At 35.3% G+C, this 26,494-nt stretch carries 25 protein-coding genes; 5 read left to right on the top strand and 20 right to left on the bottom strand.

From position 1 onward, the window contains the following. Positions 1 to 141 precede the first annotated feature (141 nt). On the top strand, positions 142 to 915 hold the full coding sequence (locus CELAL_RS19695; protein WP_041557835.1) for a polysaccharide lyase family 7 protein: 774 nt from the start codon (positions 142 to 144) through the stop codon (positions 913 to 915). Positions 916 to 989: 74 nt separating this feature from the next. Here the strand turns inward: CELAL_RS19695 and CELAL_RS22475 are convergent, their stop codons facing one another. From CELAL_RS22475 to CELAL_RS19675, 4 genes are all read right to left on the bottom strand, one after another. After that, the gene (locus tag CELAL_RS22475; RefSeq protein ID WP_013552656.1) at positions 990 to 1,544 is read right to left on the bottom strand and encodes a heavy metal-binding domain-containing protein; all 555 of its coding nucleotides are present in this window, start codon (positions 1,542 to 1,544) and stop codon (positions 990 to 992) included. Positions 1,545 to 1,659: 115 nt separating this feature from the next. After that, a complete protein-coding gene (locus CELAL_RS19685; protein ID WP_013552655.1) occupies positions 1,660 to 2,265 on the bottom strand; it encodes a hypothetical protein in 606 nt (201 codons plus the stop codon). Between the two features lie 4 nt (positions 2,266 to 2,269). Then, positions 2,270 to 3,259, bottom strand: coding sequence for a YHYH protein (locus CELAL_RS19680; protein ID WP_013552654.1), 990 nt, complete (start codon positions 3,257 to 3,259; stop codon positions 2,270 to 2,272). A gap of 239 nt (positions 3,260 to 3,498) precedes the next feature. After that, entirely contained in the window at positions 3,499 to 4,398 is a 900-nt protein-coding gene (locus CELAL_RS19675) for a DMT family transporter (protein ID WP_013552653.1), read from the bottom strand. A 357-nt stretch (positions 4,399 to 4,755) separates the two neighbouring features. Here CELAL_RS19675 and CELAL_RS19670 point away from each other — a divergent pair, with 357 nt between their 5' ends. After that, positions 4,756 to 6,015, top strand: a complete 1,260-nt coding sequence (locus tag CELAL_RS19670; protein WP_013552652.1) for a DUF2130 domain-containing protein — start codon at positions 4,756 to 4,758, stop codon at positions 6,013 to 6,015. Positions 6,016 to 6,148: 133 nt separating this feature from the next. Here CELAL_RS19670 and CELAL_RS19665 read toward each other — a convergent pair whose 3' ends face one another. The 6 genes from CELAL_RS19665 to CELAL_RS19640 all read right to left on the bottom strand — a co-directional run bounded on the left by CELAL_RS19665 (position 6,149) and on the right by CELAL_RS19640 (position 14,804). After that, positions 6,149 to 7,117 carry an ornithine cyclodeaminase family protein gene (locus CELAL_RS19665; protein ID WP_013552651.1) on the bottom strand — a complete coding sequence of 323 codons (969 nt, stop codon included), beginning with the start codon at positions 7,115 to 7,117 and terminating at the stop codon, positions 6,149 to 6,151. A gap of 212 nt (positions 7,118 to 7,329) precedes the next feature. After that, positions 7,330 to 8,601: a purine-cytosine permease family protein gene (locus tag CELAL_RS19660; RefSeq protein ID WP_013552650.1), complete on the bottom strand. Its 1,272-nt coding sequence runs from the start codon at positions 8,599 to 8,601 to the stop codon at positions 7,330 to 7,332. A 6-nt stretch (positions 8,602 to 8,607) separates the two neighbouring features. Then, positions 8,608 to 10,053, bottom strand: coding sequence for an aminoacyl-histidine dipeptidase (locus CELAL_RS19655; RefSeq protein ID WP_013552649.1), 1,446 nt, complete (start codon positions 10,051 to 10,053; stop codon positions 8,608 to 8,610). Then, positions 10,054 to 11,322, bottom strand: coding sequence for a purine-cytosine permease family protein (locus CELAL_RS19650; RefSeq protein ID WP_013552648.1), 1,269 nt, complete (start codon positions 11,320 to 11,322; stop codon positions 10,054 to 10,056). Next, complete coding sequence (locus CELAL_RS19645) at positions 11,322 to 12,377, bottom strand: M29 family metallopeptidase (protein WP_013552647.1); 1,056 nt, start codon at positions 12,375 to 12,377, stop codon at positions 11,322 to 11,324. Before CELAL_RS19645 ends, CELAL_RS19650 begins: the two co-directional genes overlap by 1 nt. A 69-nt stretch (positions 12,378 to 12,446) precedes the next feature. Further along, a complete protein-coding gene (locus CELAL_RS19640; protein WP_013552646.1) occupies positions 12,447 to 14,804 on the bottom strand; it encodes a TonB-dependent receptor in 2,358 nt (785 codons plus the stop codon). 133 nt (positions 14,805 to 14,937) lie between these two features. Between CELAL_RS19640 and CELAL_RS19635 the strand changes: the two genes are divergently transcribed. Next, positions 14,938 to 16,173 carry a hypothetical protein gene (locus tag CELAL_RS19635; RefSeq protein WP_013552645.1) on the top strand — a complete coding sequence of 412 codons (1,236 nt, stop codon included), beginning with the start codon at positions 14,938 to 14,940 and terminating at the stop codon, positions 16,171 to 16,173. 32 nt (positions 16,174 to 16,205) lie between these two features. On the opposite strand, the gene CELAL_RS19630 is transcribed toward CELAL_RS19635, so the two are convergent. The 9 genes from CELAL_RS19630 to CELAL_RS19590 form a co-directional block, all read right to left on the bottom strand. Next, positions 16,206 to 17,327, bottom strand: a complete 1,122-nt coding sequence (locus CELAL_RS19630) for an ABC transporter permease (protein ID WP_041558373.1) — start codon at positions 17,325 to 17,327, stop codon at positions 16,206 to 16,208. 85 nt (positions 17,328 to 17,412) lie between these two features. After that, on the bottom strand, positions 17,413 to 18,519 hold the full coding sequence (locus CELAL_RS19625; RefSeq protein WP_013552643.1) for an ABC transporter permease: 1,107 nt from the start codon (positions 18,517 to 18,519) through the stop codon (positions 17,413 to 17,415). Positions 18,520 to 18,608: 89 nt separating this feature from the next. Then, complete coding sequence (locus CELAL_RS19620) at positions 18,609 to 19,343, bottom strand: ABC transporter ATP-binding protein (protein WP_013552642.1); 735 nt, start codon at positions 19,341 to 19,343, stop codon at positions 18,609 to 18,611. Beyond that, a complete protein-coding gene (locus CELAL_RS19615; RefSeq protein ID WP_013552641.1) occupies positions 19,340 to 20,245 on the bottom strand; it encodes an ABC transporter ATP-binding protein in 906 nt (301 codons plus the stop codon). Before CELAL_RS19615 ends, CELAL_RS19620 begins: the two co-directional genes overlap by 4 nt. Before the next feature lie 6 nt (positions 20,246 to 20,251). Then, positions 20,252 to 20,710, bottom strand: coding sequence for an OsmC family protein (locus CELAL_RS19610; RefSeq protein WP_013552640.1), 459 nt, complete (start codon positions 20,708 to 20,710; stop codon positions 20,252 to 20,254). A gap of 19 nt (positions 20,711 to 20,729) precedes the next feature. Then, positions 20,730 to 21,200: a hypothetical protein gene (locus CELAL_RS19605; protein WP_013552639.1), complete on the bottom strand. Its 471-nt coding sequence runs from the start codon at positions 21,198 to 21,200 to the stop codon at positions 20,730 to 20,732. A 10-nt stretch (positions 21,201 to 21,210) separates the two neighbouring features. Then, positions 21,211 to 22,113, bottom strand: a complete 903-nt coding sequence (locus tag CELAL_RS19600) for an HlyD family secretion protein (protein WP_013552638.1) — start codon at positions 22,111 to 22,113, stop codon at positions 21,211 to 21,213. Between the two features lie 10 nt (positions 22,114 to 22,123). Next, positions 22,124 to 23,368: a TolC family protein gene (locus tag CELAL_RS19595; RefSeq protein WP_013552637.1), complete on the bottom strand. Its 1,245-nt coding sequence runs from the start codon at positions 23,366 to 23,368 to the stop codon at positions 22,124 to 22,126. A gap of 1 nt (position 23,369) precedes the next feature. Continuing rightward, the gene (locus CELAL_RS19590; protein WP_013552636.1) at positions 23,370 to 23,984 is read right to left on the bottom strand and encodes a TetR/AcrR family transcriptional regulator; all 615 of its coding nucleotides are present in this window, start codon (positions 23,982 to 23,984) and stop codon (positions 23,370 to 23,372) included. 297 nt (positions 23,985 to 24,281) lie between these two features. Between CELAL_RS19590 and CELAL_RS19585 the strand changes: the two genes are divergently transcribed. After that, positions 24,282 to 24,659 (top strand): DoxX family protein, encoded by a 378-nt coding sequence (locus tag CELAL_RS19585; RefSeq protein ID WP_013552635.1) that lies wholly within the window; start codon positions 24,282 to 24,284, stop codon positions 24,657 to 24,659. On the opposite strand, the gene CELAL_RS19580 is transcribed toward CELAL_RS19585, so the two are convergent. Beyond that, positions 24,656 to 25,030: a DoxX family protein gene (locus CELAL_RS19580; protein ID WP_245529660.1), complete on the bottom strand. Its 375-nt coding sequence runs from the start codon at positions 25,028 to 25,030 to the stop codon at positions 24,656 to 24,658. The genes CELAL_RS19585 and CELAL_RS19580 overlap by 4 nt on opposite strands. 277 nt (positions 25,031 to 25,307) lie before the next feature. Between CELAL_RS19580 and CELAL_RS19575 the strand changes: the two genes are divergently transcribed. After that, positions 25,308 to 26,468 (top strand): esterase-like activity of phytase family protein, encoded by a 1,161-nt coding sequence (locus tag CELAL_RS19575; RefSeq protein WP_013552633.1) that lies wholly within the window; start codon positions 25,308 to 25,310, stop codon positions 26,466 to 26,468. Positions 26,469 to 26,494: the final 26 nt, after the last annotated feature.

The raw sequence follows: 26,494 nt of genomic DNA, 5'->3' as shown, positions 1-26,494 counted from the left end.
TGTTTTATTTATTATGAATTTGTAAATATTTTAATTTATTTTTTATCAAATTGATTTTGTGTCGATTTTTTTCGTAGAATTGGATAACCAAAATGGTAAACCAATTTGGAGCCCCAATTTTATTAATTTAAATAAGTACACATGAAAAAAATGACCAATTACAAATTCTTAGCAACTGGGATCTTATCCGTTGCTTTATTTTTAACAAGTTGCAGTCAAACAGACCAAGAAGAAACTGAATTAATTCCTGAAGCTACAGTAGGAACTAAACTTACCGCTAAAGTGTATCAAATTTCAGATTTCTATATTGAAACCAGTTGGCTCAGTGGGGAAGACAGTAGATCTACCAAATCTTTTAGTTCTACGGGAACTGATAACGAAAGTTGGTATGATAAAAATTCCAGTGGGTATTATGTCATGAAAAGTTTAGCAACCGACGGTAACCGGAGTGAATGGAAAGAGATTGAAGAATCTTCGTTAACAAATGGTAAGAGTATGATTTATAAGGCAAAAGTAGAGTCGATCCCTGAAAACGGAGTAACCATAGCACAAATCCACAACAGAGGTAATAATGTAAACAGACCTTGGTTACGCGTTTTTATTGATGATGATCGTAAAATAAAAATTAAAGTAACCACCAATAATCCTTCAAATAGTTCTGGTACCTATACGGAATATACAGGAGCTACATATACTCAAGGAAGTGATTATATACTCGCTATTACGTATAATGGTGGTGGGGCAAATGTAAAAGTTACTACATCAAGCGGATCAACAATTATTAATAAAACCTTATCACCTTCTAGTTCTTGGAATAGCTATTCTAGCACCTATTTCCTAAAAGCAGGAGTATATACGGAGGGTAATGATAAACAGCCTAAAATTACATTCAACTATTTCTATTTTAATGACTAAAATAGTGATGCTGTAAAATACAAAAGACCACCTAGGGTGGTCTTTGTTATTAGAAATAGTGAGGACGCTAAGCGCTATTTATTTTTAGAGGCACAATCAACGCAAGTGCATTTTCCTGATTCACAGATACATTTTCCGTCTTTATTCATAACACAATCCTTATTTTTTTGGTGTTTCTTGCAATTTTCATCGGCACACTTGCCATCATCTCCTATAGTACAGGGCATTTTTTTAGCATGTTCTTTGCAGTTTGCACATGCACAGGTATCGCCTTCACACTTACACTTGCCATCTTCATGCATTGTACAGGTCATTTTACTGTTGTGTTCCTTACAATTTTCACATGTACATGCATCTCCTTCGCAGGTACACTTACCGTCTTTATGTGCTTCACAGGCCACAAGACTATCCGTAGAGACCAACATTAAATCCATCTTACACACAGGGCAACTCCCTACTTCATGGTACGTTTTACCGTCTTCACAATTCATAGGGCAACTATAAGTGGTCTCAGCAATTTTTGAAATTTCATCGGTTTTAACTTCTTCTTTCTTGTTTTTACAAGAGGTAAAAATGCTTAGAGTTACTAGACAAATTACTATCGGTAGTAGAATTACTCTGAATTTCATAAGGATTGATTTTGTTTAATAAGGTAAGTTATTTGTGTTTATAATAAAAGTAAATAGACAGACAATCAGATCATATTAGTTTGACAACAAAAAAAGTGATTAAAAAACAATTAAACTATATTTTTTTCTTCTTCGACCAATAAAAATAGGCGACACTTAGTAGCACTAAAATAGCTAACAGCAATCCTAAGTGTTTAGTGCCATTATGAGTTTCTTGTACTAATATATTATTTTCAACATGAAGCGTTGCTTTATAGTCATTATCTACATTTAAGATTACTTTATCTTTTAGTGTACCTAAGGCAACAGAAAATATAGTTTGGTGTTCTTTATTCTCTCGGAAGGCATCAATGGAAATAGTAATAGTTCTTATATCTCTAGGAAGATTATCTGTTAGAAATTTAAAATCAGTTTGATGACTCCCCAATTTAATCCCTCCATCGTTCAATAAAAAAACTTCATTATTAAGCATTAAATCAAAATGATCTTTGATGTAACGTACGGCTAATTCTTTGTATTTTTCTGTTGTAATTGCTGTGAAATTTTCTGCTAGATATTGCTTTTTTAAGGCTTCATTTAATCCGTCTTGACTTACACTAATGCTTAAAATACCTAAATTATCCTTTAGTTCTAAATAGTATAGTGCAGATAATGAATTGTGAGCCAAAAGAGAAGAGAAGCTTAGTACTGCAAAAAGAAAGAGTAATACGTGTTTTTTCATCTTTTTATCTAAACTTAAAACCACGTGCAGCTGCGACTCCTTTTAAGCATTTAGGAACGTTGGGAGCTCTAGTTGTACTGGCAATATAATGATAAATTCCATCAGGATATTCTGCGGTCTTTGCTGTTCTGCCACCACAATCATCTACATCTGAAGGTTCTTGTGCATAGGCATAGATAGGGAAACCATCTTTAGCAAAACCCATGAGTTTTACCGTTGCCACTTGTTCTATTAAGGTACACGCGACTTCTGTAATATGATGAGCGGCTAAAACCTGGTTCATTACTTCTGGCACAAAATGCCAGTGGTAATACCCAGCAGGATCATTGTGACCGCCACAAGGATCTAAAGAAGGGATGTTACCTCCAGTAGCATTTGGTATTGGTGGACCATTGACCACTGAAGGAGGATTACCATTAATGGGGACGCCATCTAGAGAAACACCCACTAATTCAATAGTTTCAATAACATTATTAGTTTCAGATAGCTTCGGTTGTGCAGGAATTAAGAAGGTAAGTTTTAAATCATTATCAGGAGCTGCAGCCAAACAATAATCAAAATTAGGATCTGGTCGCCCAGAATTAAAGTCATCCATTCTAATTTTTCCTTGATCATCTATGATATCGTAACCATCGGATTCCATAGCATGAAACAAGCTAGCCTTTAGTACTTGAAAACCAGGATTTGTTTTGCCATCATAAGTACCTAAACCACCTATATCTTCAATAGTTTCAGGACAGTAAGGTCCATCTTCTACTGGGTTGCTAGAAAATACCAATTCATAACAATCTCCCGTAGTGCCGTCGTCTAATGTACAAGCTACTTTTTTATAGGATAGTAAAGAGGTAGCATTAAAATAGGCTTCTTTAATAATGTCATCTGTTGAGATAGGCAAATTACGAGTAGTATTCAGGTTGCCCGCACCAAAAATAAAAATTAGTGAAATTATCACGAGTGTAGCGCAAACAGTAAGTATTCGTTTAGAACGATTCATAAATAACTTTCAGGTATTTTAAATAGTAATGGGTAAAAGTCCAAAAAGCGTAAGACTTATAAAAATAAAATCAGTGAATATGCTATTTTAATCAGTAAGGCAAGCTTTTGCAATTTATAATTGGGTAGGAAGTAAAATATAAATAATATTTTATGCCTTTCAGGCGCCGTTACGATGATCAGTTTCAAAGGAAAGCACTAAACAGCTAAGTAGGAGTTTAATACTTTAATGTGCTTTTTTTAAGAATATAAAATTAGAAATACCCCTGCCATGATTCCTGCTAGAGGGATTAATTTTTTTCGTTTGTTTTGTTCTTTAAAGATGATACCCCCTAAGACAACAGCTATAATGATCTGACTTCTTTTTATAGCAGAAAGTAACATAATTAAAGCATCAGGATCTTGTAATGCTTTAAAATAAAAGTAATCTGCTATTTGCAGAAGAATACCAACTAGGGGAATAGACCAGCGCCATTTAAAGGCTTTTCTTTTTTCTGCATTTGGAAACCATGTTATGGTTAAAATAACGAGTAAAATAAGAACAGTGTACAAACAAAACCAGAATTGTAGCGTTTGCGGATTTAAGTGTATCGTCTGTATAAGAAACTTATCATACAAGCCGCTAGAGGCTCCTAAAAAAGTAGCACCAATAATAGCGAAAATCCATTTGTTGCGTTTAAAATGAATCCCTTCTTTTTTTCCTATTTTAGAGTAAAGTAACACCGATAAAATAATAAGAAAAAAACCAATCCATTGGTAAAAGTTAGGTTTCTCTTGATAGATGGTTATGGCGCCAATAAATGTAAAAAATGGACCAGCGGAACGTATGGGAGTTACAATAGTTATCGGTAAATGTTTTAGGGCTTGATAGGCTAAAACCCATGATGCCGCCATGATAGCAGATTTTATTGCGATAAAGCCATGTGTTTTCCAGGGGATAGCTGTGATATAGAAGTCCATTTTCACCATCTCTTCTTTAAAGAAATGAGAACCAATATAAAAGGGGACGATCAATAAAAAACCTGAAGAAATAGTACCCAAGAGTACTGGAAAAACTTCGTTTCCTTGTACGGCATGTTTTTTACATAAATTGTGTAAACCAAGAAATAAAGCTGCTAAAAGACCAAGATACATCCACATAATGCGCGCGAAGATATATAATTTATAAGGCCAGCCTAAACATTTGCCAAAATGTATTGAGAGCTCATTGTTAGGTGTTTTGTTTTTAAAGCAATCCGGACCCTAAGAAATAAGCCTTTCGAAGCCCTCTGAAAAATCAGAAGCACCTTAATTTATAAAACAAGGTGCGTTACGGTTTAGATTTTGGAGATACATTGAGTAAATTTGTAATGCAGAACAAATAATTTTCAGCTCTTTAGTTGCGTAGCAAACTAAACCTATCACATGTTAAATCTTTATAAGAGATGTGTTGCTAGAGTTTAGTAATTTTTTTTAAAGGAATGGTATTAGGGCGCTAAAGATAAAAACGATAGTAGTATGAATAACGAAACTCAAATAAAATGCCCTAATTGTGGAACATCCATAGACGTACAGGATATTTTATCGCATCAATTAGAAGAAGAAATAAAGCAGAAATATCAGTCTCAAATTGCAGAAGAAAAGAGAAAATACCAGCATGAGCAAGAGAAACTGAAACAAGAAAAAATAATATTTGAACAAAAGAAGAGACAAGAAAATGAATTGTTTCAAGAGCGCTTAGAGAATCAACTAAAGGCCGATAAAAAAGAGATTGAAGCCAAGCTTAAAAAGAAATTAACAGAAGAACAGTCGGAACAGTTTGATGCTTTACAAAAAGAATTGAATGAAAAGTCTGAACAAGTAAAAGAGCTAAATCGCTCTAAAGCCGAAATAGAAAAACTTAAAAGAGAAAAAGGCGAATTGAAAGAGGCGGCTGAAGCAGAAGCTCAAAAAAAGCTCAACGAGATTCTTATTGCTGAAAAAGAGAAGATTAAGAAATCGGAAGAGGATAAAAATGAATTGCGTTTTAAAGAAATGCAAAAGCAATTAGAAGACCAGAAAAAGCTGACCGAAGAAATGAAGCGTAAGCAGGAGCAGGGTTCCATGCAGTTACAAGGAGAAGTACAAGAATTAGCGATAGAAGAATGGTTGGCAGCTCAGTTTCCTTTAGATACCATAGAAGAAATAAAAAAAGGAGCGCGAGGAGGCGATTGCATTCAAATAGTGAATACGCGAACGGAGCAGCATTGTGGAAAAATCTACTACGAGAGTAAGCGTACCAAGGACTTTCAGCCTAGTTGGATCGAGAAATTTAAAAATGATATCAGGGAGAGAGGCGCCAATATTGGTGTTTTAGTTACTGAGGTAATGCCTTCAGATATGGATCGAATGGGACTTAGAGAAGGTATTTGGATTTGCAATTATGATGAATTTAAAGGACTTTGTAAGGTATTGCGAGAATCAATTATCAAAGTAAATCTAGCACTTAGTACCCAAGAAAATAAAGGAGACAAAATGGATATGCTTTATGATTACTTAACGAGTAATCAGTTCAGAATGCAAATAGAAGCCATTGTAGAAGGTTTTACATCTATGAAAACTGCGCTGGATAGTGAAAAAAGAGCCATGCAACGCATCTGGAAAGAACGGGAGAAACAGATAGAAAAAGTAACCAACAATACGATAGACATGCATGCGGCCATAAAAGGAATTGCCGGGAATGCTATTCAATCGGTTAAAGCTTTAGAACTTCCTGGAGGTGATGAATCATTTTTATAACGAATAGCTGATGCTATACGATTTGCATCATAACGCACAATACGCATCTTAAAGTAAGAAACGAAAATAAAGGGTATTAGGTAGATGGAACAATCTACTTAACACCCTTTTTCAATGATTGTTGATGGCTAAATTAATCCGTTTGTTCCTTTTTAAACTTTTTAAATACATCATAGGCAAATGCTAAATCTTCAATGGCAAGACCCAGGGAAGCAAAGACCGTTGCTTTGTTTTGATAGCTTCTGTTATTCTGTGAAACCAAATCAAAGACGCTTTTTTCAATAAGCTCTTTTGGTGTCTTCTCCATTTCATTTGCAGCAATAATAAGCTCGCCTTTTTGTTGCTCAGCAGCATAATAATTATCTACAATCACGGCAGAATTTAAAATAATATCCGTGGCCAGTTCTCTATTTTTAGGATCCCAGGCACCAACGGCATTTATATGCACATGACTGCGCAATCCTTTTTGTGAAATAAGAGGCATTTTTGCACCAGTAATGGTACACACAATATCAGAAGCATTAGCGGCTTCTTGTGCCGAGCCACACTTCTTGAATGTAATGCTAGGGTAGAGTCCCGTTACCTTCTGTATAAAATTATTTAAATTTTCTTGATTTCTTCCGTATACAAAAACAGATTTAATTTCGCGAACTAAGGTGATGGCGTGTAAATGAGAATAGGCTTGTGTCCCTGTTCCTAGTATTCCTAAGCTTTCGGCATTAGGTATGGCGGTGTAATCTGTAACTAAGGCACTTACCGCAGCAGTTCTCATTTCTGTCATGGAATCTGCATCAAAATTAGCGAGAAGTTGCCCAGTCTCCGTTTCAAAAAGATGGAATATTCCTTGATGAGAACTTAAGCCTTTTTTATGGTTGTCAGGAAATATACTTAATATTTTTACGCCCATAATATTATAGGGTTTAAAGTAAGCCGGCATTAGTCCCATGATACCATTTGCCGGTTCTGGAAGTTCCATTTTAGAACGTAGAGGGTTCAGTATATTTTCATCAGAAGCAATCCTAAAAAGAGCTCTCATGACCTCAATGCATTCTTTCATGCTTATCAATTCCTGTATTTTATGTTGATCGAAATAATGAACCATTTGTATCTATATTTATCAGGTGTGAAGGATGGTGTTAAGACTACATTGTCTGCACCTTTTGTGTAAACGAAGGTATTGATTTCTTAGGTAATGGCAGGGGATGAAGAGCGTTCTTTTTGTTTCAAAAAAGCGAATTATAACAAGTCTTTTATGAATTAATCAACGCTTTAAGTGGTAAATAAATGAGTGAGCTAATGCTGTTATGCTTTTCATTAGTCTGTTGCCTTAGAGTTAAATATCGCTTTCCAGTTTAATAGGCCATATAATAATCCACCAAGTATAAAGGAATCTATAAAATAAGCGTGTGTGAGTTGAAACAGTTCCAAATAGGTAAACACGGTGATGATGGAACTAAGCACCCAACTGATTAAGGCTTTAGGTTGCCATTCTGGAATTTCATCCAATTCATAGCGTTGTTTTTTTACCCAATAGAAATTGATGATGTAAATAGCGGAAATGGATGGCGCTAAAACACCTAGAAAATTCAGAAAATCGAATAAGTATTCGGAGAATCCCAATAATGCGAATAGAATCCCAAAAACACTTACGATCAGGACTATTTTTTTAAAAGTCCATTCCGTTTTTATAGTGGAAAATGTCAATACTGTGGAATATAAATTACTCGCATTACCTACCCATGTAGATACCAATAACAGAACGAAGGCAGGAATGACCAAACCTAACTCTTGCATTACTTTAATAATGTCTACTTCCCCTGTTTGTATCGAAGGAATAGCACTAAATAAAAGCGCAACAGGAAAGCCAATGGTGATTCCTAAAACGGCAATCATACTCTGTTTATCATTATAGATAAACCTTGAGAAATCTGCCATCATCACAGGAAAAAGAATAGAAGAGCCCACCAGTATAGAAGTGGCTTCAAATAAGGTCATTTTAGGATTTTCAGGAACAAAATTTATTACTGCTGTAAGCGACATCCCTTGGTCAAATGATACATAAATAACATAGCACAAAAAAAGGGTAAGCACGGGTACCGCAAAATTTGCTAAACGCTCTAAACTTTTAATTCCATAGAGTGTAGTGCCGGTGATCATAGCTCCCATAATAATGATGATAGGCCATTCTGGAAGCGCTACTGCAAAGGTGTCAAGCGCCGTATCTACTACAGCAACAGAGAGTAATTCTAGGGCTACCGAAAACCATCCTAAAAGCGTAATTCCGAAAATAAAATTCATGATTTTGGCACCCTGTCTGCCAAAACTAAAATGAAGGATCATATACGTAGAAAGCCTAGATCTATTCCCAATTTTAGCGGTTGCTAAACACATCAACGTTAAAACAACAGTACTGATACCAAAAGCCCACAAAGCATCTTTGAAACCGACACCTAAAGCAACTTCAGAACCCAAAAATAATATAGGAAGAGTTAAACCTGTCCCAGCTATTATAATGGCGATAAGCCAGCCAGAAGTAAAATCTTTAGGCTGTACTTTTGTATTTGCGTATTGGTTGTCTTCGGCCATAATTGGTTATTCTAGTTGCTTAAGAAGTGTGGTCAATAGTTTCCAGAATTTCTGAGTAGAACTTATTTGTAAACGTTCTTCTGGTGAATGAGCTCCAAGGATATTTGGACCAAATGAAACCATTTGCATGGTAGGGAAAGTACCTGATAAAATACCACATTCCAATCCAGCGTGGATAGATTTTACAATAGGCAAGGCTCCATTTAATTCTTCATAGCACTTTTTGGTGAGACCTAATAATTCACTTTTAGGATTAGGCTCCCAACCTGGATAGGGACCAACCTCCTTGACTTCGGCAAAGGCAAAGCACTCTTTTATTTTATTAGCGAGTTCATTCCGCTCTTGATCAACAGAACTTCGGGTGTGACAGGCCGCATGAAACTTGCTTTCACCAATATGGAAGATAGCGATGTTGTTGGAGGTTTGTACTAAGTCCGCAATACCTTTAGTCATGGAGTACACGCCATTCGGGATAGTCAAAATAGCCTTTAGTAACTTATTTTGAGTTTTAGTATCTAGAACTCCTGTAGTATTTTTTGTTTTTACATACTCCAATTTTAGACTTGGGTCTGTGGCACTATATTTCTCTTTAAGCTGCGTTGAAATGTCTATAAACGTTTGTGAAAATACTTCTTGCTTGTCTTTTTCAACGGCTACTATGGCCCACCCATTTCTAGGAATTACATTGGTTAAGGTACCTACATTTAAACTATGAATGCTACACCCTGTTTTTAAGGCTAATTGGGCTAAGCACTCCGCCAATACAATAATTGCATTTGCCTGGTTTAAGTGTATTTCTACACCAGAGTGTCCTCCTGCCAATCCACTGAGTTTAATTTCAAATAAGCTATACTTTTTAGCATCCAAAAGTTCTAAATCGTAGGTGCCATCTATAAGTACATCAACACCACCTGCACAGCCAATGGTAATGATATCGTCTTCTTCTGAATCTAAATTCAAGAGCATGGTTCCTTTTAGTTGCTCTTTAGTCAAAGCCATAGCGCCAGTCATACCCATTTCTTCATCTACTGTAAATAAAGCTTCAATAGGAGGGTGTTCTAAATCTTTGGAAGACAATACAGCCATAATTGCTGCAACGCCAATACCGTTATCAGCACCTAATGTGGTTTCCTTTGCTTTGACCCAATCCCCATCAATGAACATTTTAATCCCTTGCGTGTCAAAGTTAAAGCTAGAATTGGGTTCTTTTTGATGCACCATATCTGTATGTCCTTGAAGTACGATAGTTCTGTGGTTTTCCTTGCCAGGACTACCTGGTTTTCGGATGATCACATTTCCGATAGCATCAACAGAGGTCTCTAGGTTTAGAGAGGTGCCGAAAGCAATCATAAATTGAGTGATTTCCTCTTCTTTGGTAGATGCTCTTGGTATGGCATTTATGGCTTCAAAATGCTGCCAAATAGCTTTAGGTTCTAAATTAGTAATAGACATTTAGTTACGTATTTTCTTTAAAATTAGATATAAGGTAAAGGCGACAATAAAAGAGTCGAAAAATGATATAGAGGTTAAGGTAATATAATCAAAAGCTCCTAAGTAGGCTACAATACAAGCAATAATCCAACTAACTAATGCAGAAGTATCCAACTGGGGTAATTCATTAAAACGTGCTAACTCATACTGTTGTTTTTTTACGAAGAAAAAGTCAGCAATAAAAATAGCAGAAACAGGAGGGATGAATATGCTAGAAATATTTAGAAAATCAATAAAATGAGTGGCAACACCAAAAAGAGCCAATAGGGTTCCAATGCTACTTGCTGCGATACCCAATTTAGCATCTTTTGTTTTAGTAAATACCGTAGATAAGGTAAGTTGTGTAGAGTATAAATTTGCGGTGTTCGTTGTCCAAGTTGAAAATATAAGGATACACAAGGCAGGAATCGTCAAGCTTAGGCCTATCATAATTTTCATGATGTCTATTTCTCCTGTAATAAGGCTTGGTATTCCACCTGCTAAGAGTACTAGAGGGAAACCGATAGTCAGCCCTAAAATTGAAATTAAACTATCCTTATCTGTTTTAGCAAATCGGGAATAATCTGGCATCAATACAGGCGTTAAAATCACCATACCCACTACTGCTGAAATGGCTTGCGTAGTTGTCATAGAAGCATTACCGGAAATTTGCAAAAGGGTATGTATGCTATTCTGGGAAGTAGTGATATAAAGTACATAAACTACAAACAAAAGCATTAATGGTACTGCAATAGATGAGAAACGTTCAATAATCCGAAACCCATAAATGGAGGTCAAAGTCATTAAAATGCTACCTAATATGATACCGATCCAAACAGGAAAAGACACATTAAAAAGTTGCGCAAATGCATCTGTTAATGCTTGCCCAAATATTTCAACGGTCACCGCATACCAACCTAAGAGTGTAATGGCAACGAGCAAGTTGATGAGTAAAGCTCCTTTTTTTCCAAAGGAAAAATGAAGGAGCATATAGGTAGATAAACGGGTTCTGTTCCCAATAATAGCGGTCACCGTGCAAAGAATACTTAGCACGATGCAAACGCTCATAAAGACCCAAAAGGCTTTTTCTAGCCCTAGGGCCTGAGTAACTTCTGAACCAACAAAAAAAACGGGTAATGTTACGCCAATACCGACGATAATAGAAGCAATACGAATGCCGTTGACTGTTTTATCTTCAGGAACTTTAGTTCTTGAATAATCATCGATAATCGGTGCTTCTTTATCTAGCATTAATATGTTCCTATTAGTTTTTCAGCCAAGGGCTTCAGAGTTGGGTGGGTGTACACACCATCTTCTACTATTTGTATATCATCTAGGTAGATATTTACTTTATTTACAATCCCATCAAAATGAGATTTAGCGACTTGCCCTAGTGGTGGCATATCCATAGGACTGGTATGTCCAAAACCAAAATCTACACCACCCCATACACGTTCATCTTCAACAATTTCTCCACACATTTTTCGTACACTAGGGTTAATCCCAAACATATTATGAGATATTTTATACATGTTAGGGTCATCGAAAGAAGCTAAATATTTTTTAAACTTTTCCGCTTCTTTTTCTGTGCCTTTCACATCAACGATAATGCTGTCTTTCATTGTAAATGCTACGCTATTATCATTTCCATAGATATCGGTATGTTGTAATAAATCAAAAACAATGGTCCCGTTCATACTTCCTATTTTGGGTACGATATTTACATATCCGGGAGCAGTCCCAAATTTAGGCATTGAAAAATCACCATCATCAATATCAAAGGAATAATCTAGATTAATATCATACGAAACATCCGTACCGTTGGCACTAGTTATACGTATGGTTTTGCAATCAAGAATCATATCTTTTACCTTGTTGAGCATTTTACCTAAATCAGGTACGCTATACCCTGTAAAAGTTCTTTTTAAGGATTGTACGCTAGAATCGGCAATGATTAAATAACGTAATTTTTTATTATTTTTAAAAGCATTTTCCCAAATATCAGAATATAAAAGAACGGTAGAATTACATTCCAACCAAACATCTACATTGCTCAAAGTGGCAGTCAATGCAGCCGCTGGCCAATCTTTGACTCCTGCTTGTCCGTCTTCTTTTGCTTTTGGCGTCCAAATCAGTAGTGGCAATCCGCCAACTTCAGAAGCAGCGTCTGTAAAGGCTTGCATGAGTTCAGGATCAGATCCAGAATCGGCCGTAATGGCAACAGATTCCCCCGCTTTTACCTTAAACATATCTTGTATAATTACCTTGGCAACCAAGGTGCAGTCTAAATTTGTATTAGTGCTCATAGTATTTGTGTTATTAAAAAAGTAAGTAGTATTATTTTTAAGGGTACCTTCTTTTTACTTTAAAGATTATTAGAAATTGATTGAAACTGAAGCACCGTATGTTGCTGGTCTGCCTCTCCAACCAAAGTCATCAAAACCACCAAACAATGATCCAGGAACATATTCCGTGTAGTATTGTTTGTCTAAAATGTTATTTCCCCAGATGGTAAATTTTAGGTTGTCAAAAGAAATAGAAGCACGTGCATCTAGTAATTGGTAGGCATTTGTTGTAAATGCATCTGAGTTATTTTCATCCCAGTAGGTTTTTCCTGTGCTATTTAGATTAATACTACCGTCAAAATTTATTTTTTCGGTCAAAGCAAAACTAGATTCTAAACCTATATTGAAGTTGTTTTGAGGAACAAAAGGGGTCTTTTTACCATTAAAGGCATTAAGATCTGTTGCAGTACCATCAACACCACCGGTAGTACCACCTTCTGTAATTTCAGAATCTACAAAACCATAATTAGCTAATAAATCTAAGTACTTAGACAATCTAAGTTTTGCATCAAATTCAAAACCAATAATTCTACTCTTATCATAATTGTAGTTTCCTGGAAAAAAGGTGTCCAGGTCAAAGATATACTGTTGTTGGTTAGAGAAATCTGTGTAAAAAGCAGATCCATTTAAAATAAATCGGTTGTTCCACATAGAAGATTTGAAACCTAGTTCAAAATTATCCGTCAATTCATCTTCATAATCTCTGTTAAAACGATCGGTCACTGCAGGGTTAAATCCACCTGTTCGATATCCTCTTCCGTAATTAGTATAGACCAAAACATTCTCGGTAGCTTGGTACGATATAGAAGCCTTAGGTTGTACAATATTATTAGAACGCTCAAAAGTATCACCAGATAAATGATCTTCTTGCTTGAAAGTATCATTATCGTATCGGAAGCCTGCCGAAGCAGTAAGCTTGTCCGTTAACTTATAATCTATAAAACCAAATAGGGCATAGGTTTTTGTTGTGTTGATAACATCTGCAGCTACACCATAAAACAATTCATTTAAATCAAAATCACTACTCAAGCCATCTTGAAAGAAAGGCTTTTCTATATCTTGATAAAAACCACCAGCACTCCAATTAATTTTTCCTTCAGAAGCGACATTATTAAAACGTAGTTCTTGATTAAACGTTCTGGTTTCAGCGGTCTCGCCTTGTGTAAAATCATCAAAAGGAATAAAGTCCAAATCACCACTCAAAGAACGATCAACATAGTTGTAGGAAGTAATACTTTGCATTTTCACTTTACCAGGAGTATATTCTAAAGAAAGGCTTCCAAAGGCATTGTTGATATCCGATTTTCCAGGTTCATCATGGTTGATAACATTATTGCCGTCTTCTGGGTTTGGAGAAAGTGTTCCTCCAGGAGCGCCATCTACAAAGATATTTCCTGTAGGGTTTACGGAGTAGTATGCGGCGCCGCCACTTACATCAATAAATTGTAGTGTAGCACTGGCTTTGAAATTGTCAGCAATTCTAGCGATAATCTGACCACGAACATTGAATTCTCTAGAGAAATCTACTTTTTCATTGTTATATTCATTGGTTAATAAACCGTCAAAATTTTTAAATTGTGTAGATAGGCGGTAAAATACTTTATCTTTTTTGATAGCCCCGGAAGAAACAAATTGGGTTAATAAAGCATTGGCATTTCCATAGCCTAAGGTTAAATTGTTTTTGTTCGTATTTACAGGTTCTTTAGAGTAAATGTTAATGGCACCTCCAATGGCATTTTTACCATAAAGTGCCCCTTGAGGACCTTTCACTACTTCTATCAAAGCCAAATCAAACAATTCTTGATTTAATAAACTTGGATCTGGAATGGTAACACCATCTATAACAAAAGCCACAGGCGCATCTGCATTTCGTATTTGAGGAATACCTCTTATGGTTAAGAAGTTAATCCCTGCAGCTTGTGAACTGTTTAATTTTAGGTTCGGTACTAATTTTGCAAAATTGGTAACATTATTTATTCCATTTTTCTCAATGCCCTCACTGTTTAATGCAGTTACAGATTCTGGGATAGACTGTATTGATTCTGTACGTTTCCGGGCCCTACCAACAACGCCTGTAAACCCTTGGACAACAACCTCATCCAATGCTTTTGCATCTTCTTCCATGGCAATACTAAGAACAGTTTTGTCTGTAGTATTTACTTCTTGATTTTTAAAACCAATATAAGAGAAGTTTAATACAGCTCCCGAAGCTACAGAAATTTGAAAATTTCCATTAAAGTCGGTAGTCACCCCATTGGTGGTTCCTTTTTCTAAAATATTAACGCCTGGCAAGACATCACTGCCGTCTGTTACAACGCCACTTATCGTTGTACGTTGCCCCAAGCTTAATAGGGGTAGTAATAATAGGGTAAATAGTACATTTCTCATAGTCCTCAGTTTTTAGAAATAATTTCGCTTTGGTTAGTTTTATGTGTTATAAATTTAATCTTCAACTATTAATTATGATTATTTATAGTTATTAAAATATTATTTAATAATTTTAGTATGAAAATCGGAATTTATGAAAAAACAGGAAGTTGACGCTTTACCACTGACTGCAGCATATTTTGAACTATTATTAGAAGAGCTATATGCAAAATTTAAAGAGAATCATAAATTAAAGGAACTTCCTAAGTCCATGCAGTTTTTTGGTTACGGAAATTACAATATAGAGAGCCCTAACCTTAAGAGTGATCTGGAGCAAATAGGGAGCGATTTTATTAATGGTAAATATTTATATGATAAGGTTAGAGATTATCACAAAGGAAAACCTGTTATCAAACTAAATAGGTATTATAAAGCTATCGTCTTATTATATCTTGGATATGAATCTATTGATCATTTTTTAAATAAGAATACCTTAGGAGATGTAAATGAAAAGAAACAGCTTGATCTGTTGTATGATGCTACAGCAAACCAAACCTACTACTATGTAAATTATTATTTTGGGGAAGACAATTTAATTTTAAAAGGAGAAACGGTGATCTCCAATAACTGGAAAAAAGTTAAACATACTTATGTGTATCCTCAGGAAGACGGGAGTATTGAAACCCATTATAATTTTGGTAACATTATTCGTCGGGAAGATACTTTACATATTAACTCTAAGACACTACTGGATGGTAAATTGGTAGAAGGAGCTAGTGAAATTTATTATGTAGGACATAATGATCTTGCTTCCTTAAAATTTTTAATAGGCACCTACTGTACTTTTGATAATTATACCAATACCGTAGCGGGGGAAGCAATTTGGGAAAAATGTGCTTCTAAGGAGGATATGGAAGAGCGGGTAAAAGACCCAAAAATACCCTCCTATATTGCCATGGAAGTAAGGAATAAGCGGATAGTAAACAAGAGTATCGTACCCACTCAATTTTTAGAAATTTCTAATCATAGTCCCTATGCTTCTATTTACGAAAGCTTAACAGGTACATATGAATTTAACTTCATAATTGATGGCGTAGGCGTAGAACGATTAAAATTTAAGATTTCGCCTAATAATTATAAAATGATTCCGCTTACGGAAAATGTTTATTTTGAAAAGGACAATTTAAAACTTTTGAATAAAGGTTCTGTAGTACATTTTAGTTTTGATTTCGCAGGGATTATCGCTTTTGATCAAGTGCATATGTATTTTAAAACTTATTTTTTGAAACCGGGAAGTGAAATACAAAATGGTGCTTTTAGTGGTATTGATAATGAAAATAGATTAGTAAATGGGGAAGTAAGTATCCAATTTAAAGCCGACGTTTTCTAGGAGAACAATCTCAGGGTTTATAAAAGATCAAGTTATGTCGATTTTTTATAACTCCAAACCGCCAAGCCATTCATTATAAAAGCGTACAATACGGTTTTTAATAATTGTGGAAGAATATCCATAAAACCAGATCCTTTAAGCATCACCATCCGCATTACTTCCACAAAATATTTTATAGGGTTAAAGGCCGTCATCATCTGTGCCCATTTTGGCATACTTTCAATAGGCGTAAACAAGCCACTCATCAATATAAAAATAACGGTAAAAAACCAAGCGATAAACATGGCTTGTTGTTGCGTGTCTGTAAAATTTGAAATAAACAATCCAATTCCTAATATCACTAAAATATAGACTCCTGTATATAAATACATGAGGGGTAAGCTGCCTATCATAGGAACATTAAAGATTCCTTTAGCAATTATAAGTCCAACAGTCAGTAAGCCCATTCCTATAACCCAAAAAGGAAAGAGCTTGCCTATAATAAACTGACTTTTCTTAATGGGAGTTACATTAATCTGTTCTAAGGTGCCTATTTCTTTTTCGCGCACAATATTCATTCCTGAAAGAAATAGTGTAATCATGGTGACCAATAGCACTAAAATGCCAGGTACCATAAAGGTTTTATAATTTAAGGTTTCATTGTACCAAAATAAAGGAATAGTTTCTATACGTGTTGTGGTTATAAGTTGGTCTGAGGGCTGTAATAAATCAACTTTTAGATGTTGATTAAAACTTTGAATAATCTGTGTAGCATACACATTTTCTACACCCGCTGCTGCACCATCAATAGCATTTATGGTTACCCCTAAAGTGTGGTGTTTTTCCTTTTGTAAATCACGTTGAAAATAGCTTGGTATTTCTAAAATCACATTTACTTCTCCCTTTAGCATGGCGGCACTCGCTTTTTCTTGAGAAGGATAATTGGTCAGTACATCAAAATAGTTAGAGGCATTAAATTTTTCTATTAATGCTCTGGAAGTAGCCGTATGATCATGATCTATAGCTCCAAATTTGATGTTTTTTATTTCAAAAGTCGCAGCATTTGATAAAATGATTAATTGGAGTAAGGGTAAAACAAAAATAATAGGCAGCATCCCTTTATTTCTAAAGATTTGCTTAAACTCCTTTTGTATGATGTATAGTATTATTTTCATATTATTTCCCATGAAACCGGGAATCTCTTTTTAGTTTTTAACACTCGCGTTCTACTGCTATTTTTTTATTTCACTAGGTACTGTTTCACTCTAGTCTAATTTTATATTTCTTGACACTCAAGGCTATGAAAAACACCGTCATTCCTAATAAAGTAAGGGTTTCTTTCCATAAATACTCTAAACCTACCCCTTTTAGCATAATGCCTTTAATGATAAGAATAAACCATTTGGCAGGAATAATAGAACTAATGACCTGTAGGGGAACCGGCATGCTTGAAATAGGGAAAATAAAACCCGAGAGTAAAATAACGGGTAGCATTAATCCCATTAGAGAAATCATCATGGCGGTTTGTTGTGTTTTAGAAATGGTGGAAATTAAAATGCCCAATGCCAAAGCACTCACAATAAAAAGGATACTCTCTAAAGCCAACAGAAATAAGCTGCCTTGTACCGGCATATTAAAGATGAAAATACTTAAGACTACAATGACAATAGCGTTTATGATGGATAGAAAAATATAAGGAAAAACCTTGCCTATAATGACTTGAATTGGTTTTATCGGGGAGACTAATAATATTTCCATAGTGCCCAATTCTTTTTCTTTTGTGATAGAAATAGAGGTCATCATGGCAGAAACGAGCATAAGGATAATGGTCATGACTCCCGGAACAAACATATACACGCTTTTTAATTCTGGATTATAGACCATTCGGGTCTCAGGAACTATTTGGTATGGCGTGCTGCTGTCTTTGTTTAATTCTTTTTGATATTGCTGTAGAATAGCATTGACATAGTTACTGATGGTATTTGCGGTATTCGGGTCCGTAGCATCGGTAACAATTTGAACGCTAGCTTTATGCTCTTTTATAAGGTTTTTGCTAAAGTCTTTCTCAAAATTTAAAACAGCCTTTACTTCGCCTTTTTTAAAAACAGCAGCAATGTCTGTTTCTTTAGTGATAACTTGTTTAATACTAAAGTATTTTGAGGACCCTATTTTTGAAATAATTTCGGTGGTGTTTGCGTCTTTTGAATGGTCTAGGATAGCAATATCAACATTATTAATTTCATTGGTTATTGCGAAGCCAAATAATAAAATTTGGGCAATAGGCATTCCAAAGAGAATAAACAAGGAGCGTCTATCTCTAAAGATATGGTAAAATTCTTTTTCTATGAAGCCTATAAATCTTTTCATTTTTGGTATAATTCCCTAATGGGATAATTTTTCTAGTTTTAATTTTGATGCTACTTTTAAAAGTAAAGTCTTCTTTTTCTTAGCAGGAGTTAGGAGGGCACTCTGGCAAGTTTTAGAAACACATCGTTCATGCTGTCTGCTTTGTATTTTTTTTTGAGGTTTTTAGGGGTGTCTAAAGCTTCTATTTTACCATTCACCATAATGGAAACGCGATCGCAATATTCTGCTTCATCCATATAATGGGTAGTTACAAAAATGGTCGTTCCCTGATGTGCGGCTTTGTAAATCATTTCCCAAAATTGGCGTCTGGTAATAGGATCAACACCACCGGTAGGTTCATCTAAAAACACAATCTTTGGATCGTGGAGTAAAGCCACCGAAAATGATAATTTTTGTTTCCACCCCAAGGGTAATGCGCCTACCAATTGATGATCTACATTTTCTAGCCCTAGTTCTTGGATTAATAAGGCAGACTTTTCTTTGATTTGTTTTCTTGACAAACCATAAATACCGCCAAAGAAAGTAATATTTTCTTGAACCGTTAAATCATCATACAAGGCAAATTTCTGACTCATATAGCCAATGTTTTTTTTGATGTCTTCTGCTTGTGTAAATACATCAAAACCTGCTACTTCTGCCTTGCCAGATGTTGGATTAGAAATCCCGATGAGCATTTTCATAGCTGTAGTTTTTCCAGCCCCATTGGCACCTAAAAACCCAAATATTTCACCTTTATGCACATCAAATGTAATGGCATTTACAGCGGTAAAATCTCCAAATGTTTTCGTTAACCCTTCTACGTGTATGACTTTGTTATCGTTCATTTTTTTGCTAATTCCATAAAGGTATCTTCAATGCTGGCAGTCGTTTTTTCTATAGTGAGCTCCGAGAGGTTTTTAGCCGCCAAATATGCTTTTAAGTCCGCCGGATTAAAGTCCGATCTTTTATCGGTATAATGAACATACTCGCCAAAAGGATACACGCTATGTTGGTGCTCATACGCTTTTAAGCTATTGATAAGTTCATACATCGAATGGGCTCCCACATTGTAAATCTCTTTAGGATAGTGTTTTACTATTGCTTCTGGAGTATCTATCTGTAAAATTTTCCCATCTTGCAGCAGTGCAATTCTGTCACACAAGGCCGCTTCATCCATATATGGGGTAGATACTAAAATGGTAATTCCTTTTAGTTGTAATCGTTTTAACATCTCCCAGAATTCTTTTCGGGATACCGGATCAACTCCCGTGGTAGGTTCATCTAAAAAGAGCACTTTTGGTTTGTGAATTAAAGCGCAGCACAAAGCTAACTTTTGTTTCATCCCCCCAGAAAGTTTTCCTGCCCTACGGGTTTTAAAAGGCTCAATCTGAACGTATATTTCTCTAATTAAATCGTAGTTTTCTTCTATTGTAGTTCCAAAAATAGTAGCGAAAAATTTTAGGTTTTCCTGAACCGTTAAATCTTGATACAATGAGAATTTCCCAGGCATATAGCCCACACAATTCCTAATTTTTTTATAATCTTCAACCACATCATATCCTGCGACTGTTGCAGTACCTTCATTGGCGATCAATAGGGTCGTAAGAATCCGAAATAAACTTGTTTTTCCCGCACCATCGGGACCAATTAAACCAAAGAGTTCTCCTTCCTTCACTTCAAAAGAAATATCATGTAAAGCGGGTATGTTTTTGTAGGATTTACCAATATGGTTTACGGTGATGCTCATTTCGTATTAATTTTGAACAGTTATTTTCGTTTCCATTGTAATTTTTGACGTAATAGAATTTGAAATTAAGCATGCTTTCTCAGATTTTTCAAGAATGCGTTCGGTTCTTTCGCGCTTGGTTTCATCGGCAATAACCACTTCAGGAAATAAGAGCACTTCACTAATGACAAACTTGCCATCTACTTTCTCTAAAATACCTCTAGAGTCACATTCGAAACTTAGGTACTCTAATTTTGAAAATTCGGCAATGGCCAAAAAAGTAGTCATTAAACAACTGCTGACTGCTGCCGTAAATAAATGTTCTGGCGACCAAATATTTGGCATTCCTCCAGGAAATTCTGGGGGTGTGGCAACTTCTAAACAATTAGATGCATTGGTTTCATTATTGTGAAGCTCAGGAGAGCAAAGCAGACCTTTTCGGTCTTGCGTCCAACGAACATTGACATTATAAGTATGTTTTTCCATGGTATTTATTTTAAGATCGTTATTGGAAATAAGTAGCGTAAACCTTGAGATGCTCTTCGATACTTTGTTTTAATTTTAAAGCCTCTTCCAAGCTTTTAACTTCCGAAAACGCTTTTATTTTTTTAATTAATGGATAAAGCCAAAGGTGTAAATTATCATGAGAAGCACCTTCCATAGTACATTCTTTTACCACTTCGTTTTTTACTACGTTAAGTTTACCGGCTAAATGTACATATTCTTCAATAGTATGTGTAGTTTCAGATTGTAAAAGGGTTTGCATTTTAAGAACACCTTCCGTAGTTTCCTTATTCGCTTCCCATTTACGGCCATTATTCAAACTAAGATCATTCATCCATGCTGTTTCAAATAATGCATCTGTCTGCGACGTCGTGGAGTCCGTTGAAGTATCTGTTGCTGTTTTTTTGTTTGTATTTTTACAGCTTGCCGTAAGCGTTGTAATTACGAATAAAAGCCCTATTATTTTTTTCATTTTCTAGGAATTAATTTTGGGTATTATTTTTTAACCATAGTTCTGCGGGCATACCAATTTTTATGCGACCATCATTTTCTACATCAATTTTTACAGCATATACTAAGGCGGTACGCTCTTCTTTTGTTTGAATAATTTTTGGTGTAAATTCAGCCTCAGAAGCAACCCAACGAATACGTCCTTTATAAGATTTCATAGCAGCTCCATCATCTATTTTTACGGTAACTTCTTGATCTATTTTTAAGCTTGCTAATTGCGTTTCACTTACATAAACGCGCAATTGCATCATCTTTAGGTTCGCAATTTTATATAGCGGTTTTCCAAAACTTACAATTTCATTAGGCTCCATATATTTGGTTAATACTGTTCCAGCAATAGGATTAATAATTTTACTTTTTCCTATTTGATCGTCGAGCTGTTTTAACTGCACATCAATGGCCTTAAGTTCATTCACTACGGGGGCATTCTGGATTTCTACACTTTTTATCTGACTTTTAATAACCGCTATTTCTCCCTGCACGTCATCTAGTTGTTTTTGTGTACCTGCATTATCACGAATCAAATGCTGCATTCTATCTTTATTGATGTTTCCTGTTTTTAATTTGGCATTTAGCACATTAATTTGAGATAAAACTCCTTTAGATTTTGAACTAATTATCGCCTTAGAAACCTGTAATTGTTCCCGTTTTAAAGCAAGTGGTATGGTATCAATATAGCCTATAAATTGAGCCTTACTAAGCGTATCACCTTCCTGCACATCAAACTGCAGTAGTTTTCCGTTGTTTTCGGCAGAAATGGTAATTTCTGTAGCTTCAAAATTGCCATAACCATCTGCTGTACCGCTAGCATCGCTGCAGGAAAATAGGGTAGTGGCACTCATGCTGATCGCTAGTATAGCGTTGTGTTTTTTCATTTTTAAATGTTTAAAGTCCCTTGATAACATTATAATTTACTTTAGCGAGCTGCAACTGAATCTTGTGCCGTACCCTAGTATTTTCATCTTCATATAAATTGGTAAGCTCTGTGAGGTACGCAGATGCTGTTATTACGCCATTTTTTAGTTGAGAACTTGCCGTTAGTAAGACGTCTTTTCTTAAGTCTATTATGGCATCATCTGCAGTGATAATCGCCTCCATTTTATCAATTTCTTGCTGCTGTTTGTTCAGTTCAATATGAGTATTAAGCTTAAAAATTTCGACTTCCGTGTCTACGAGGTCTTTGTTAATGGCTAATGATTCACGTTGTTTTTTGTTCGCATTCCAATCAAATACATTCCAATGTAATTTTACACCAGCAGTGTAAAAAGCCTGAAAAGAATTATCTAGCATGTTTAACCCTGGGTTGCCATATCCACCAGTAGCAAAACCATGTAATTTAGGCGCATTTTGTTTTCCTATAAAGCGTTCTGAATGCGCTATTTCTTCTTTTTTATATTGAAATAATTCTAATTCTGGTCGTGTTAATTCTGGCTGTACTTTAATTTCAATCAACGGGTTTTGAAATTGGGTAGCCCCAGTCAGCGGTTTTTTTATTAAACTCCCAAGTGTTTCTATCAAGCTATTTTTACTGCTTTCTAATTCTTGATATTGTTGGTCTATCTTTAGTAATTCTGCTTCTAGTACTTTATCAGAAGAGGGCATAAGCATACCATAGGTAACCCCAGCACGTACTTCATCAAGTTTTGCTTGTAACTGTTCTTGTTTTGCTTTTACTAATAGTTTAGATTCTTGTGCTAATAAAATTGAAAAGTACAGTTGGTTAATTTGTTGTCTTAGTTGATATAAACTAACTTCTATTTGTTTTTGATTTGTTTTTAATTGCGCCGATTTAAGCGCTAATGAAGCGCCGGTTGCACCACCATTATAGAGCAATTGATTTACCGAAAATGTAGCGCGGTATTGGTCTTTATTCAACGGATCAATACTCGATATTGGAATTTCTATCACATCAGATTGATAAGTGGCTTGCGCATCTAAACTCAATTGTGGCAATTTTGCATTAGAGACCACAGCAGTCTCTAAGGTATTTTGAGCTTCTAACAATTGGGTTTGTTTCGCTAAAGGGTAGTTTAGTGTGACGAGGTCATAACATTCTTGTAAGGAGATGCTTTGTTGTGCGCTACCAGAGAATGCGGTTATGCTTATCAGAATACATAGGAAACGTTTCATATTAAGTGTTCTTTATTGCATTGATAATGAAATTTGCGGCATCTGTTTTTCTATCTTCCATTAATTTCTGGTACGCCTGATTGTCAAGATCAGTAAATGCCATGATTAAAGGTTGTGCTACAAAAGGAAAAATATTAAGCGCTAAAATATTAATGAATAATTGTTCAGCACGTATTGGTTTTATAACCCCTTGTTGCACTTCATCAGCAACTTTCTTTTTAAATTTTGTGATGTCAGGAAACCCTTTATTGTTTTTAAATTTTAATATAAATTCAGGATTCCTGTTTAACTCCTGAATGATAAAGTTGGGCAAGTACGGATGCTGACTAATAAAAGAGATGTAATTTGCCGTAAAGTTTTTTATCTTTTCTTCAATAGAAGAATCATCATTTAGAATAGCATTTAATTGCGGCGCTAATAATAAAAATACATTCTTAAAAACGGCTTCAAATAACAGTTGCTTACTTCTAAAATAATAATGAAGCATCGCTTTATTTATACCCGCTTTATCTGCTATTTCTTGCATTCGCGCGCCATCCATTCCTTTGGCTTGAAAAACACTTTTTGCAGCAGCAAGTATTTGTTCCTCCGTATTTTTGTCTTTTGATTTTTTCATAATAAACTATATGGTTTAACCATATGGTTAACAAAGGTACAAAATATTTGATCCCGCTAGGTAATCAATCTGTAAAACTTTAATATTCATTGAGTAAAGCGTTCGATAAGCCGAATTAGAGTAGTGTTTATTCTAAAAACTCTTTAGCAATTATCACCACTAGCTAAGCATAAAACAAGGAATAGGATAGCATATATAAACAATTTGCTTTTGTGTTATTTAAAGTGCGAATTGGGCAAACATTAGTTTATTATTTGTTGTAGCTTTATGAAAATTGCCAACAACTAAAAATAACAAATGGAAGTAATGGATTATGTGAGTATAGGGCTAAAAATAATAGTGGGATTAAGTATTCTAAATGTGTGGTTACTTCAACCTAAGAAAGCTACAAAGTGGCGCGGTGGTAATGCCACAACTATAAAAGAAGAGTTTAAGGTGTATGGCTTATCCGAAACTTTCTGTTATGTAATTGGGTTTTTAAAAGTTAGTTTAGCGCTGATGCTATTGGCTTCCATAAAATTTGAAGGATTAACTTTAATTGGCAGTTTGGGCTTAGCGACACTTTTGTTAGGTTCTATTATTATGCACTTAAAAGTAAAAGACGAATTGTTTAAATCTTTTCCAGCCTTTTTGTTTATTGCTATGAATTTAGTAATTGCCTCTTTAGCCTATTAGAAATACGTATAGAAAGCTTTAAAGGCTATATATAAGTTGAGGCCTGCAAAAATAAAAGCAGGAGAAGATTTAATGAAATTATCTCTAATTTTTAGTCGCACTATAAACCCTGCAAGCATTAATAAAAATAAGCCTGTGGAAGCACAAACAACTACAATTGCATTAAAATAAAGTCCAAATAGCAATCCTACTGCTCCCAGCAGTTGAAGGTAACCGGTAGCGCGCCGATACTTCGCTAAATTATAGCGTACAAATTCCGAAATTATAAAGTCGGAATAAAAACAACTTATTCCGAAATACACGAAGGCTAGGCTTGAAAACCAAATTAAGAGGGTTAAGAGATCCAATTTTTTTTTAGTAAAGTTACTCATTATCCTCTACATAGCGACATAACTATTCCTTTAGAAAGGAGGTGAGAGTGGTCTGTATTGTACCTCTTTGTAGGCCTTAACTTTTTAGTTTTAAATGCCCTTTTTTAATTGAATTAGCGCAACCATTTCATATAATTATAATCTTCATTTTTAAAAAAAGGCTCTCAATGAAATAATGTGATCGTAAACTAGTACATTAGTGCCCCAAAACTTACTGTTTACATACTGGTAATACTAGATAAAGCAAAGTTAATTGCGGGTCTAATAAACGAATGAAATGAATAGAATAATGATTAAACTATGTGCATTTGCAGTCCTTTTGGCTGTAGGTTCTTGCGGATCTGTTGAAGGACAAGAAAAAAACGAGAATCCAAATCAAGAAACCAATCAACTTTCAGAAGAGCATCAGACTATTACGCAATTGCGTTTTATTGATGAATATATCATTCCAGATGGTACGGTATTCCAGAATACAATAGTAGGAGGAATATCAGGTATAGATTATGCCAATAACACCTGGTATATGATTAGTGATGATAGAATAGCGCCTCGCTTTTATACGGCAGCTATTGCGTTGAGTTCAGAAGGGATTGCCGCTATAAACTTCACAGGGATTACCAATTTCAAAGATGCTAATGGAGCAAATGTAAAGGAAAGTATCACGGATCCAGAAGCGATTCGTTACGGGCATGAAAATATAGTTTGGACCAGCGAAGGAAATATTGACAAGGGAATAGCTCCTTTTTTGCGTACGGCATCTTTAGACGGAACTTTTGTTAGTGAAGCTACGTTGCCAGAACGATACATGCCCAATGCAGCTAGTACTTTTGGACCGCGACAAAATGGGGTGTTTGAAGGTCTTTGTGTAAGCTATGATCGTGAAGGATATTGGGTTTCTATGGAGCTACCATTAAAACAAGATAGCGAAGTACCCACATTAGAAGACACAGATGCCAAAATACGAATAGCCTATATCAACAAAGCTACAAATGCCTTTGAAAAAGAAATAGTCTATGATCTTGATCCTGTAGCCCGCCCAGCACTATTGGGAACTACGTTTGAAGTTAATGGCGTCGCAGAATTATTTGCTTATGCGGAGAACAAATTTTTGGTACTAGAGCGTTCTTTTTCAACGGGGTATCTTGATGGAGGGAATACGATAAAAATTTACGACGTAGATGCTACGAATGCTACTGATGTAAGCGGATTAGCTAGCCTAAAAGGAGCGGAGTATACGGAAGTTAGCAAAACACTGTTGCTAGATTTTGAAACCATCAGAAGTGAGCTTACGGGTGGTATTATTGATAATATAGAGGGAATTACTTTTGGCCCCCTTTTAGAAAACGGAAATAGGTCTTTAGTTCTTGTGGCCGATAATAATTTTAGTTTTTTTGGTCCACAATTAAACCAATTTATTTTATTGGAAATAGAGCAGTAGTCTTTCCTTTTAATAATGAGAAACAC

It is taken from the genome of Cellulophaga algicola DSM 14237 (genome assembly GCF_000186265.1).
GTDB classification, from domain to species: Bacteria; Bacteroidota; Bacteroidia; order Flavobacteriales; family Flavobacteriaceae; genus Cellulophaga; species Cellulophaga algicola.
This window is presented reverse-complemented; position numbering and strand designations above follow the sequence as displayed.